The sequence below is a fragment of the Pseudomonas sp. PB3P13 genome (genome assembly GCF_054897735.1).
This window is the reverse complement of sequence record NZ_CM142702.1, coordinates 5,091,455-5,104,686: the sequence shown is the minus strand read 5'-3', so window position 1 is coordinate 5,104,686 and position 13,232 is coordinate 5,091,455. Positions and strand designations below refer to the sequence as shown.

General features: G+C 61.2%; 9 protein-coding genes. 7 read left to right on the top strand and 2 right to left on the bottom strand.

The genetic code is table 11. The annotated features are described in order from the left end of the window. Positions 1 to 92 precede the first annotated feature (92 nt). The gene (gene gshB, locus ACYZT1_RS23530; protein WP_462016923.1) at positions 93 to 1,064 is read right to left on the bottom strand and encodes a glutathione synthase; all 972 of its coding nucleotides are present in this window, start codon (positions 1,062 to 1,064) and stop codon (positions 93 to 95) included. Positions 1,065 to 1,424: 360 nt separating this feature from the next. On the opposite strand from gshB, the gene pilG reads away from it, so the two are divergent. The 7 genes from pilG (at position 1,425) to trhA (ending at position 12,235) form a co-directional block, all read left to right on the top strand. Next, a complete protein-coding gene (gene pilG, locus ACYZT1_RS23525; RefSeq protein ID WP_462016922.1) occupies positions 1,425 to 1,832 on the top strand; it encodes a twitching motility response regulator PilG in 408 nt (135 codons plus the stop codon). A 46-nt stretch (positions 1,833 to 1,878) separates the two neighbouring features. Further along, entirely contained in the window at positions 1,879 to 2,244 is a 366-nt protein-coding gene (gene pilH / locus ACYZT1_RS23520) for a twitching motility response regulator PilH (protein ID WP_462016921.1), read from the top strand. 10 nt (positions 2,245 to 2,254) lie between these two features. Beyond that, positions 2,255 to 2,794 carry a chemotaxis protein CheW gene (locus ACYZT1_RS23515; RefSeq protein ID WP_462016920.1) on the top strand — a complete coding sequence of 180 codons (540 nt, stop codon included), beginning with the start codon at positions 2,255 to 2,257 and terminating at the stop codon, positions 2,792 to 2,794. Positions 2,795 to 2,995: 201 nt separating this feature from the next. Continuing rightward, the gene (locus ACYZT1_RS23510) at positions 2,996 to 5,038 is read left to right on the top strand and encodes a methyl-accepting chemotaxis protein (protein WP_462016919.1); all 2,043 of its coding nucleotides are present in this window, start codon (positions 2,996 to 2,998) and stop codon (positions 5,036 to 5,038) included. 51 nt (positions 5,039 to 5,089) lie between these two features. Further along, positions 5,090 to 11,098 (top strand): Hpt domain-containing protein, encoded by a 6,009-nt coding sequence (locus ACYZT1_RS23505; protein WP_462016918.1) that lies wholly within the window; start codon positions 5,090 to 5,092, stop codon positions 11,096 to 11,098. Then, positions 11,091 to 11,546, top strand: a complete 456-nt coding sequence (locus tag ACYZT1_RS23500; protein WP_462016917.1) for a chemotaxis protein CheW — start codon at positions 11,091 to 11,093, stop codon at positions 11,544 to 11,546. The genes ACYZT1_RS23505 and ACYZT1_RS23500 overlap by 8 nt, the downstream gene beginning before the upstream one ends. Before the next feature lie 71 nt (positions 11,547 to 11,617). Beyond that, complete coding sequence (gene trhA, locus ACYZT1_RS23495) at positions 11,618 to 12,235, top strand: PAQR family membrane homeostasis protein TrhA (protein ID WP_462016916.1); 618 nt, start codon at positions 11,618 to 11,620, stop codon at positions 12,233 to 12,235. 170 nt (positions 12,236 to 12,405) lie between these two features. Here trhA and ACYZT1_RS23490 read toward each other — a convergent pair whose 3' ends face one another. After that, positions 12,406 to 13,125, bottom strand: a complete 720-nt coding sequence (locus tag ACYZT1_RS23490; RefSeq protein ID WP_462016915.1) for a 16S rRNA (uracil(1498)-N(3))-methyltransferase — start codon at positions 13,123 to 13,125, stop codon at positions 12,406 to 12,408. Between the last annotated feature and the right edge of the window lie 107 nt (positions 13,126 to 13,232).

The following is a 13,232-nucleotide window of genomic DNA, read 5'->3' as shown; positions in this document are numbered from 1 at the left end:
GCTTCAAGGTACAAGCTTCAAGCGACAAGCTGCATAGGAGCAGCTGCGAGCTTCAAGCATCAAGCTGCAAGTTAAAAGCTTGTCGTTTGGCTTCAAACTTGCGGCTTGGAGCTTGCGGCTTGCAGCTGGCGATCAATCGCCTCCATCAGCAGTCCGCCGATGTCGGTGCCAAAGGCATTGTCGATCTCGCGGATGCAGGTCGGGCTGGTGACGTTGATTTCCGTCAGGTGCTCGCCAATCACATCGAGGCCGACAAACAACAGGCCTTTTTCGCGCAGGGTCGGGCCGACTTGTGACGCGATCCAGCGATCCTTGTCGCTTAACGGACGCGCTTCGCCACGACCGCCGGCCGCCAGGTTGCCACGGGTTTCGCCAGCGGCAGGGATGCGCGCCAGGCAGTAATCCACCGGCTCGCCGTCGATCATCAGGATGCGTTTATCACCGTCCTTGATCGCTGGCAGGTAGGCCTGGGCCATGATCTGCTGGGTGCCGAGCAGGGTCAGGGTTTCCAGGATTACCGACAGGTTGGGGTCGCCAGCACGGTGACGGAAGATCGAGGTGCCGCCCATGCCGTCCAGCGGTTTGAGGATCACGTCGCCATGTTTGGCAGCAAATTCGCGCAGCACGTCGGCGCGGCGGCTGACCACGGTGGGCGGGGTGCACTGCGGGAACAATGTGGCAAAGAGCTTTTCGTTGCAGTCGCGCAGGCTCTGCGGCTTGTTGACGATCAGCACGCCCGCGCGCTCGGCCTGCTCCAGCAAGTAGGTGGAGTAGACGAACTCCATGTCGAACGGCGGATCCTTGCGCATCAGGATCACGTCGAGATCACTCAGCAGCGCATCGGTCTCGGCTTCCAGCTCGAACCATTTTTCCGGGTCGGCAAACACTTTCAGCGGACGCATCCTCGCCCGGGCTTCGCCTTCACCCTGATACAAATCGCGCTGTTCCATATAGAACAGTTCCCAGCCGCGCTTCTGCGCGGCCAGCAGCATGGCGAGCGAGCTATCCTTTTTATAGGAAATGCTGGCAATAGGGTCCATGACAATCCCGACGCGAACGCTCATGGGTAACTCCTCTGAAATTAGATGAGGCCTGTGCCGATCCCTGTGGGAGCGAGCCTGCTCGCGATGGACTGCAAGACACCGCGTTTAACCTGCCAGGACGCGTCACCGTTGGCGACCATCGCGAGCAGGCTCGCTCCTACAGAAGATCAGTCCGAACGGCCGTATAAAAGTGGCGTCAGAGTGGCGCTGAGTGTGTCCCCGGTCAAGGAAAAACCACTGTGACGGTCAGTCGATAGATTGGTTCTGGAGACTGTGCTAAAAAGGCTGCGATGCAGTGCTGGCCCTTGACCATCAAGGGTTTCGGGCCGCCGATAACCGGCAAACGTCATATTGATTCGCAAAGGCGACGGTAGAGCATTTATGGAACAGCATTCCAGCGCCTTGAAGGTCATGGTGATCGACGATTCGAAGACGATTCGCCGCACCGCTGAAACGCTTTTGAAGAATGTAGGGTGTGAAGTCATTACGGCCATCGACGGTTTCGATGCGCTGGCGAAGATTGCCGACCATCATCCCGGTATCATCTTTGTCGACATCATGATGCCGCGCCTGGATGGCTATCAGACCTGCGCGTTGATCAAGAACAACAGTGCGTTCAAGTCGACACCGGTGATTATGCTGTCGTCAAAGGACGGGCTGTTCGACAAGGCCAAGGGGCGCATCGTCGGCTCCGATCAGTTTTTGACCAAGCCTTTTAGCAAGGATGAGCTGCTGAACGCGATCCAGGCCCATGTGCCGGGCTTCGCCGCAGTAGGACATGCACCATGACGCCCGGCCAGCGGGCCCGGCGTCGACAAGAAAAATGGGGAAAACCATGGCACGTATTCTGATCGTCGATGATTCGCCGACCGAAATGTACAAACTGACCGGCATGCTGGAAAAGCACGGTCATACCGTGTTGAAAGCGGAAAACGGCGCCGACGGCGTGGCCCTGGCACGTCAGGAAAAACCCGACGCGGTGCTGATGGACATCGTCATGCCCGGTCTCAACGGTTTCCAGGCCACCCGCCAGTTGACCAAGGACCCGGACACCGGGCACATCCCGGTGATCATCATCACCACCAAGGATCAGGATACCGACAAGGTCTGGGGCACGCGCCAGGGCGCCAAGGATTACCTGACCAAACCGGTCGATGAAGAAACCCTGATTGCCACGCTGAACAAAGTGCTGCTCGCTTGATCACCCGGCCATGAGCGAATCGCTGACCGCTTTCGAACTGTTGCTGCAGATCGATCAGCGCTGTCGCTTGCTGGCGGCGGACCTGCCGTCCCAGCCGAGCCGACAGGATCGCTGGAGCGGTATCGGTTTTCGCCTCGGGGAACACGGGTACGTCGCGCACATGGGCGAGATCGGCGAAGTGCTGCATGAACCCGGATATACCCAGTTGCCCGGCGTAAAACCCTGGGTCAAAGGCGTGGCCAACCTGCGTGGGCGCTTGTTGCCGATCATGGATTTGTGCGCTTTCGTCGGTCAGGAGCTGTCGTCGGCGCGCAAACAGCGGCGCGTGTTGGTGGTGGAACACAACGAGGTGTTCGCCGGGTTGCTGGTCGATGAAGTGTTCGGTCTTCAACACTTTGCCCAGGACACACTGGAGCCGGTGTTGATGGATGACCTTCACGGGCCGATGTCTGCGTTTGTCAGCGGCCGGTTTCAGCGCGAGCAGACCTGGCAGGTATTCAGCCCGTTTGCGCTGGTGCAGTCGCAAAGCTTTATGCAGGTCGCGATTTGAGCAAACACGCATCGTCCTATGTAGCTGCTGCCGAAGGCTGCGTTCGAGGGCGAAGCCCTCGCAGGGGCAGTACGGTTTCCAGATATAACGCGGACCGAGTTTTGCGACTGCTTCGCAGTCGGACGCAGGCTGCTACAAGAGATCGTGCAGGTGGCAAGTATCAGGCGATCACAGCCAATTCAGCTGTTCAGGCGAGGACCGATGACAACCACAAAAACAGGCAAGCCGGAGGGATCGCGCAGTCGTACACAGATTGTCGTGCTGTTTATCGCACTGATCGTGTTCATCATGCTGCTGTTCGCCAACTTCGCGCACCTCAACACCCAGGCGACGTACGACAAACAGTACATCGGTCACGCCGGTGAACTGCGCGTGTTGTCGCAACGCATTGCCAAAAACGCCACCGAAGCCGCCGCCGGCAAGGCTGCCGCGTTCAAGTTGCTCAGTGATGCGCGCAATGATTTTGCCCGGCGCTGGGGTTATCTGAAAAAAGGTGACCCGGCCACTGGCCTGCCGCCAGCGCCGTCCACGGTGCGCCCGGAAATGCGTGCGGTGCAAATGGACTGGGAGCGCCTGCTGAAGAACGCCGACGCGATTCTGTCCAGCGAACAGACCGTGTTGTCCCTGCATCAAGTCGCCGCCACCCTCGCCGAAACCGTGCCGCAATTGCAGGTCGAGTACGAAAAAGTTGTCGAAACCCTTCTGCAACGTGGCGCGCCGTCCGCGCAGGTGGCCATGGCCCAGCGTCAATCACTGCTGGCCGAAAGGATTCTTGGCGCGGTGCACACTGTGCTGTCGGGCGACGAGAACTCGCAACAGGCTGCCGATGCTTTCGGTCGAGACGCGGCGCGGTTTGGTCAGGTGCTTAACGGCATGTTGCAAGGTAATCCTGTGTTGAGGGTCAGTCAGGTCGAAGACCGCGAGGCTCGCGCTCGCTTGATCGAAATATCCGAGCTGTTTGAATTTGTCTCCGGCTCGGTGGATGAAATCCTCGAAACCTCGCCCGAGCTGTTGAAGGTTCGCGAATCGGCTACCCACATTTTCAGCCTCTCGCAGACCCTGCTCGATGAAGCTTCCCACCTGGCCACAGGCTTTGAAAATCTTGCAGACGGGCGCGATCTGGAAACCATCGGCGGCTACGTATTGGGCTTGCTGGCACTGACCTCGATCATCCTCATCGGTCTGGTGATGGTGCGCGAGACCAATCGCCAGCTGCGGGAAACCGCCGAAAAGAACGAGCGCAACCAGAACGCGATCATGCGCTTGCTGGATGAAATCGAAGACCTCGCCGACGGCGACCTGACCGTCACGGCCTCGGTGACCGAAGACTTCACCGGGACCATTGCCGACTCCATCAACTATTCCGTGGACCAGCTGCGTGACCTGGTGGCGACGATCAACCTGACTGCGGGCCAGGTGGCCGCTGCCGTGCAGGAAACCCAGGCGACCGCCATGCACCTGGCCCAGGCCTCCGAGCATCAGGCGCAGCAAATTTCCGACGCGTCCACGGCGATCAACGACATGGTGCAATCCATCGATCACGTCTCGGCGAACGCGGCCGAGTCTTCAGCCGTGGCCGAGCGTTCGGTTGAAATCGCCAACAAAGGCAACGAAGTGGTGCACAACACCATTCATGGCATGGACAACATCCGCGAGCAGATTCAAGACACCGCCAAACGCATCAAGCGCCTCGGCGAGTCTTCGCAAGAGATCGGCGACATCGTCAGCCTGATCGATGACATTGCCGATCAGACCAACATCCTCGCCCTCAATGCCGCGATTCAGGCGTCGATGGCCGGTGATGCCGGCCGAGGTTTTGCCGTGGTTGCCGATGAGGTACAGCGCCTGGCCGAGCGCTCATCCGCCGCCACCCGGCAGATCGAAACGCTGGTGCGGGCGATCCAGGCCGACACCAAGGAAGCGGTTATCTCCATGGAACAGACCACCACTGAAGTGGTGCGCGGCGCGCGTCTGGCGCAGGATGCCGGGGTGGCCCTGGAAGAAATCGAAGGCGTGTCGAAAACCCTCGCGGCGTTGATCCAGAGTATTTCCAACGCGGCCCAGCAACAGACGTCGTCGGCCGGTCAGATTTCGCTGACGATGAACGTGATCCAGCAGATCACCACGCAGACGTCGTCGGGTTCGACCGCCACTGCCGACAGCATCGGCAACCTGGCGAAAATGGCCAGCGAACTGCGGCGCTCGGTGTCCGGTTTCACGTTGCCGGCCGCGGATAAAGTGTGAAGCGCCTGCAGGCGGATGATTTTTCGAGTAGGGCAGTAATTCGGAGTGGTTATGGGTGATCGGCACGACTATGTGGCCCTCGAGTGGGTCAAAGGCGAGATTGCCGAAACGCTGAAAGTCGCTCATCAAGCGATCGAAACGCTGCTGGATGACCCGCAGGCGACGCACCCGCTCGACGAGTGTCTGGCGTGCATCCATCAGGTTCACGGCGCCTTGCAGATGGTTGAGTTCTACGGTGCGGCGCTGCTGGCCGAAGAGATGGAACACCTGGCCGGCGCCCTGCTGAACAATCGCGTCAGCCACCGCGACGAAGCCCTTCACCTGTTGATGCAAGCCTTGGGGCAGTTGCCGATCTACCTCGACCGCGTGCAAGGCGCACGCCGCGACCTGCCGCTGGTGGTGCTGCCGCTGATCAACGACGTGCGTAGCGCCCGCAATGAAAGTCTGCTATCGGAAACCAGTCTGTTCACCCCCCGGTTGCCGCACTTGCCGCCGCTGGATCACGCATCACTGGCGCTGCTGGAGCCCGCGGATCTGCCGGGTGTGCTGCGCAAACTGCGGCAGATTTTGCAGATGGCACTGGTCGGATTGCTCCGCGAACAGGATAGCGAGCCCCATCTTGGTCATCTGAGCAACGTATTCTCACGCCTCGAAGCCCTGTGCGGCAGTGCGCCATTGAGTCTGCTGTGGCAAGTGGCGTCGGCGTTGGTCGAAGGCCTGCGCGGCGGCTCGATCGCCAACAGTCCGGCGTTGCGCAGCCTGTTCAAGGACGCCGATAAAGAACTCAAACGCCTGCTCGAACAGGGCATGCGCGGCATCAATCAACCGGCACCGGCGGAGCTGCTCAAGAGCTTGCTGTTCTATATTGCCAAGGCCGAACACCCCACCGGGCAGATGCTGACCATGAAAGATCGCTATGCACTGGACGACGCGCTGCCTGACAGCGCGATAGTCGACGAAGAACGCGCGCGACTGGCCGGGCCTGATCGCGATGCCATGCGCTCGGTGCTGGCAGCGCTGTGCGAAGAGCTGGTGCGGGTCAAGGAGCGCCTCGACCTGTTTGTGCGCAGCGACCGCCAGCACGCGTCGGACCTCGACAGCCTGCTGGCGCCGCTGCGGCAGATCGCCGACACACTGGCGGTGCTCGGGTTTGGCCAGCCACGCAAGGTCATCATCGATCAACTGGCGGTAGTCCTGAGCCTCGCCCAGGGCCAGCGCGAACCCAACGATGCGATCCTGATGGACGTTGCCGGTGCCTTGCTTTACGTCGAGGCAACGCTTGCCGGCATGGTCGGCACCGTCGAGCCGCAGAGCCAGGAAGAAAGCCGGCTGCCCACCACTGACTTGACGCAGATCCATCAGATTGTGATCAAGGAAGCGCGCATCTGCTTGCAGCAGGCCAAGGACATGATCGTCGACTACATCGACGCCGACTGGGACCCGCAGCCGCTGCAGCCGTTGCCGGCCCTGCTCACGCAAGTGCGCGGCGCGCTGGCGATGATCCCCCTCAGCCGGGCAGCAAGCCTGATCGAGACCTGCAATCACTTCATCAGCGAGCATCTTTTGCTCGACGCGGACCAGCCCGGCTGGGAGCAACTCGACAGCCTGGCAGACGCCATCTCCAGCCTCGAGTATTACCTTGAGCGCCTCAGCGACGACCCCGAGGCCGCGGGTGATCAACTGCTCGACGTCGCCGAAAAAAGCCTGGCGTCGCTGGGCTATTTTCCCGCTGAACAAAACGTGCCGGTGCTTGAGGATATGCTCAGCCCGAGTGAAGCGCTGGTGATGCAGGATCTGCAGGAACTGGACGACCCCGAGGTTGTGCAAACGTTGGCGCAAGTGCTCGCCAGCCCGGCGTCGACGGTCAACCCGCCGGCGCTGAACACGCCGGGCAGTCTGCTGCCGCCGCCCATGGGCGAAGCGCCGGTGGACGATGAGTTGCGCGAAGTTTTCCTCGAAGAAACCGACGAAGTGCTGGAGGCCATTCGCGAATATTTGCCGCGCTGGGCCGCAAGCCCTGGCGACAAGCCTGCCCTGATCGAATTGCGCCGGGCGTTCCACACGCTCAAGGGCAGCGGCCGAATGGTGCGTGCGCTGGTGCTCGGCGAGTTGGCCTGGGCCGTGGAAAACCTGCTCAATCGGGTGCTCGAAAACAGCGTTGTGCCTGGACGCGCCGTGCAGCAACTGCTGGAGGAGACGCTCGATCTGCTGCCGCAACTGATCGCTGAATTTGCCGGCAATGCCCAGCGCCAGCGCAACGATGTTGACCAATTGGCCGCCCGCGCTCACGCGTTTGCCAAGGGGCATCAGCCGCTGGCCGACGAGGACCTTGAGGATGTCGCGGCCCTCGATCCTCTGCTGCTGGAGATCTTCCGCAACGAGGCCGACACTCATCTGGCCAGCCTCAACCGCTTCCTCGATCAGGCCGCCGAGCATCTGCCGTTGCAGGCCAGCGATGAATTGCAGCGCGCCTTGCACACGCTCAAGGGCAGCGCCTCGATGGCCGGCGTGCTGCCCATCGCCGAACTGGCGGCGCCGCTGGATCAACTGGCCCGTGAGTACAAGGCGCACCTGATTGCCCTGGACCTTGATGAGGTCCAACTGCTGCTGGAGGCCGAAGGCATGTTCCGCTTGGGGCTGCGTCAGCTGAAGGTCGATCCGCTGGCCGAAATCCCCGGCGCCCTGTCGTTGATCGAGCGCACTCAGGCGCTGCTCGCTGCACGGCTGGACACGCACATGCAAGCGCCGAACAGCGCGCTGCGGACCAAACGCGACCCGCAGTTGATCAACAATTTCCTGGCCCAGGGCATGGACATCCTGCTCGACGCCGAGAGTTTGCTGCAGCGCTGGCAGCAGCATCCCGGCGAGCGTCAGGAACTGAGCGCGCTGCTGGACGAGCTGACCACCCTCGGCGAAGGCGCGCATTTGGCCGATTTGCAGCCGGTGGATGAACTGTGCGAAGCGTTGCTCGATTTATATGGCGCGGTCGAAGAAAGCAGCCTGACGGTCAGCGAGCGGTTTTTCCACGAGGCGCAAAGTGCCCACGAAGCGCTGATCAACATGCTCGACGAACTGGCCGCCGGCCAGGAAGTCAGCGCGCAACCGCAACGCACGCGAGCGCTGCGCGAATTGCTTGACGAGGGGCTCGATCCATCGGCGACGGGCCTGATTCGCAGCGATGGCAGCCGCTCCCTGAGCATTCGCGAACTGGGCAGCGCCACCGCCGAACTTGAAAACACACTCCCCCCTGTGGGAGCGAGCCTGCTCGCGATGGACGTCAACGATGACGCATTACCGAAGGATAACCGCGGCGTTTATAAATCCATCGCGAGCGGGCTCGCTCCCACAAAGGATCGTGCAGTCGAGCTGGACGACGAGATTGTCTCGATCTTCCTCGAAGAAGCGGTGGATATTCTCGAAGGTGCCGGCCAGGCCTTGCAGCGCTGGCTGGGCGACCCGGACAACGCTGCACCGTTGCTGTCGTTGCAGCGTGACTTGCACACCCTCAAGGGCGGTGCGCGAATGGCCGAAGTCGAACCGGTCGGTGATCTCGCCCACGAGCTGGAAAGCCTTTACGAAGGACTCGTCGATCGCCGCTACAACCACAGCGAAACGTTGGCGCAACTGCTGCAACAAAGCCATGACCGCCTAGCGCAGCTGCTTGAACAGTTGCAGCGCCAGGTGCACATGGCTGATCCGGACGATTTGATCGAGGCGATCCGCGAGTTCCGCCAGAACAATATCATCACGGCAGACACGGTCGAACCGTCCGGCGCGGAGGGCGCCCCCGGGCATGACCCGGAGCTGCTGGACGTCTTCCTCGAGGAAGGTTTCGACATCATCGAAAATTCCGGCGCCGCCCTGCTGCGCTGGCAGGCCGAGCCTTCCAGCCGCCAGGAAATTGAAACCCTGCTGCGCGACCTGCACACGCTCAAGGGCGGCGCGCGGATGGTCGAAATCGTCCCGATTGGCGACCTCGCGCACGAGCTGGAATTTCTCTACGAAGGTCTGTCCTCCGGCACCCTGCAACCGACGCCTGCGTTGTTCGCACTGTTGCAGCGTTGCCATGACCGCCTCGCGCAGATGCTCGACGCTGTACGCGCCGAACAGCCGCTGCTGCCAGCTGATCAGTTGATCGAAGCGATCAAAAATTTCAGCCACCCGGTTGAGCCGCGATCTGTCGAGCCACTGTCGATACCAAAAGTGGAGCCACTGGCGCCATCAACCGACGTCGGCGCGGACATGGTCAAGGTGTCTGCGGAACTGCTCGACGATCTGGTCAACCTCGCCGGGGAAACTTCGATTTTCCGTGGCCGGATCGAGCAGCAGGTCAACGATGCGCAGGTGGCGCTGAACGAAATGGAAACCACCATCGAGCGAATGCGCGATCAATTGCGCAGGCTCGATACGGAAACCCAGGGGCGCATTCTCAGTCGCCAGCACGCCGATGCCGAACGCTCGGGTTACGAGGAATTCGACCCGCTGGAGATGGACCGCCATTCGCAGTTGCAGCAATTGTCCCGTGCCTTGTTCGAATCGGCTTCCGACCTGCTCGATCTCAAGGAAACGCTCGAGCGGCGTAATCAGGATGCGCAAAACCTGTTGCAACAGCAGGGCCGCATCAACACCGAATTGCAGGAAGGCCTGATGCGCACGCGCATGGTGCCGTTCGAACGAATGCTGCCGCGCTTGAAGCGCATCGTCCGCCAGGTCTCCAGCGAACTGGGCAAGGACGTTGTGTTCGTGGTGGGCAACGCTGAGGGCGAGATGGACCGCAATGTGCTCGAGCGCATGGCCGCGCCGCTGGAGCATATGCTGCGCAACGCCGTCGATCATGGCCTGGAAGCCGCCGATGTGCGGGTTGCCGCGGGGAAACCGGCGCAGGGCCGGATCACCCTCGACCTGTTGCGCGAGGGCGGCGACATCATTTTCGACCTCCGCGACGACGGTGCCGGCGTGCCACTGGACGCGGTGCGGCGCAAGGCGATCAAGCGCGGTTTGCTGCAGCCTGACAGCGACATCAGCGACCGCGACGCGCTGCAATTTATCCTGCAACCGGGCTTCTCCACGGCTGAGAAAATCACCCAGATTTCCGGACGGGGCGTGGGCATGGACGTGGTTCATGCAGAGGTTCGGCAACTGGGTGGCAGCATGACCATCGATTCGATACCGGGGCAGGGTGTGCACTTTCGCATTCGCCTGCCGTTCACCGTGTCGGTCAATCGCGCGCTGATGGTGCTGTGCGGGGAGGATCAATATGCGATTCCGCTGAACACCATCGACGGCATCGTGCGGGTGTTGCCGAACGAACTGGAAGGGCATTACCGACTCGATCCGCCGACTTACGAATACGCCGGGCAGCATTACGAACTGTGCTATCTGGGCGAATTGCTGAAAACCGGCACGCGCCCTAAGTTGTTGGGCCAGAGCCAGCCCTTGCCGGTGCTGCTGGTGCAGTGCAACGAGCGCCAGATTGCCGTGCAAGTCGATGCAATGGCCGGTACGCGCGAAATCGTAGTCAAGAGCCTGGGCCCGCAGTTTGCAGCCGTTCAGGGTTTGGCCGGGGCGACCATTCTGGGCGATGGCCGGGTGGTGTTGATTCTCGACCTGCTGGCGCCGATTCGGGCAATGCAGGCGCGGTTGCCGCACACACCGCAGGCTCCGGACGCCGATGTCGAGCCGCACAAGCCATTGCTGGTGCTGGTGGTCGACGACTCCGTGACGGTGCGCAAGGTCACCAGCCGTTTGCTCGAACGCCACGGCATGAACGTGCTCACCGCCAAGGACGGTGTCGACGCCATGTTGCTGCTCGAGGAACACCTGCCGGACCTGATGTTGCTGGACATCGAAATGCCGCGCATGGACGGCTTCGAAGTGGCCGCGCAAGTACGCGCCGACGAACGCTTGCAGCACCTGCCGATCATCATGATCACGTCTCGCACCGGGCAGAAACACCGCGACCGCGCCATGGCTATCGGCGTCAACGATTACCTGGGCAAGCCGTATCAGGAATCGGTGCTGCTCGAGAGCATCGCCTTGTGGAGCCATTCGCATGCTTGAACATCGCTCCAGCCAACTGACCGGGTTGCTGCTGCCCCTGGCGGACCGCAACCTTGTTTTGCCCAACGTGGCCATCGCCGAGTTGATCGACTATCAGCCTGCGGCATTCGATCTCGATACGCCGCCGTGGTACCTCGGGCTCGTCACGTGGCGCAATCGGCAAATCCCGCTGCTGAGTTTCGAGTCGGCGTGTGGCAGTAAAATCGTCATCGGCGAACGCGCGCGGATCGTTATCCTGAACGCGCTCGGCGGCCGGCCGCAGCTGAAATTCATCGCCTTGCTGGTGCAGGGCATACCTCGTTCATACAAGCTCGACAGCCAGTTGAGCTATGTGGATGTGCCGTTATGCGCGCTGGAGCAGGCGGCGGTTCAGGTCGGCGAGCAAGTGGCGAAGGTCCCGGATCTGCTGGCGCTGGAGGAGTTGCTGATGAGTGCCGGGTTGGTCTGATGGCTCTTTCGCGAGCAGGCTCGCAACTGAGCCTTGCACGCTGTTGTATTGAATTACGAGGTAAGCAACACATGTATCACGGGGAAAAATTGAACGCCTGGACGCATTTGGTCGGGGCGGTTGCAGCGTGTGTGGGGGTGGTGTGGATGCTGGTGGTGGCCAGCATGGATGGCAGCCCGTGGAAGATCGTCAGCGTGGCGATTTACGGGTTTACCTTGATGGTGCTCTACAGCGCATCGACCGTGTACCACAGCGTGCGCGGGCGCAAAAAAGCGATCATGCAAAAGGTCGATCACTTTTCGATCTACCTGCTGATCGCCGGCAGTTACACACCGTTTTGTCTGGTGACTTTGCGCGGGCCGTGGGGGTGGACGCTGTTCGGGATTGTCTGGGGCCTGGCGCTGATCGGCATTGTGCAGGAAATAAAACCACGCTCGGAGGCGCGGGTTCTGTCGATCGTGATTTACGCAGTGATGGGCTGGATCGTGTTAATCGCAGTCAAGCCACTGCTGGCGGCGCTGGGCAGCACCGGTTTTGCCTGGCTGGCGTCGGGTGGGATTTTGTACACGGTGGGGATTATCTTCTTTGCGCTGGACCACCGGTTGCGGCATGCGCACGGGATCTGGCATTTGTTTGTCGTCGCCGGGAGTGCACTGCACTTTGTGGCGATTTTGTTTTACGTCTTGTAAACCTGTGACTCTGTGACTCTGTGACTCTGTGGCGAGGGGGCTTGCCCCCGTTCAGCTGCGAAGCAGTTGTCATCCAGACTCCGCGATGTGTGGCCGAGAACATGAGGGCCGCTTCGCGACCCAACGGGGGCAAGCCCCCTCGCCACAGAGTCTTGGGAGTCCTGGAGGCCTTAGAAGTCACCCCATAACTGCTGGGCCACCGCCAGCGCCACCACCGGCGCGGTCTCGGTGCGCAATACTCGTGGCCCAAGCCGTGCGGCATGGAACCCCGCGCTTTCGGCCTGATCGACCTCGGCATCGGTGAGACCACCCTCCGGCCCGATCAGAAACGCCAGCGTTGCCGGTTTCGCATGACTCACCAGCGGCTCCGCCACCGGGTGCAGCACCAGTTTCAAATCGGCTTCAGTCTGCTTCAACCAATCTGCCAACAGCAACGGCGGATGAATCACCGGCACTCGCGAACGCCCGCATTGTTCACAGGCGCTGATCGCCACCTGGCGCCAGTGCATCAGGCGTTTGTCGGCGCGTTCGTCCTTCAGCCGGACTTCGCAGCGATCGCTGAAGATCGGGGTAATTTCGCTGACACCCAGTTCCGTGGATTTCTGAATGGCCCAATCCATGCGCTCGCCACGGGAAAGGCCCTGGCCGAGGTGAATCTGCAGCGGCGACTCGACTTGCCCGGCGAAGCTTTCATCAATCTGCACCGTGACGCGTTTTTTGCCGACCTCGGCCAATGTCGCGCGAAACTCATGGCCCGAGCCATCGAACAATTGCACCGCATCGCCCTCGGCCATGCGCAGCACGCGGCTGATGTAATGGGCCTGGGCTTCGGGCAGTTCGTGCTGACCAATGCTCAGGGGGGCGTCGATGAAGAAGCGGGACAGTCTCATGCTGGGTCTCTGAAGAAAGTTAAATCAGCTCGATGTGGTGACTTCATTCGCGGGCAAGCCCGCTACCACAGGATAACGCGGCCATTATGGGAGCCGGGCTTGCCCGC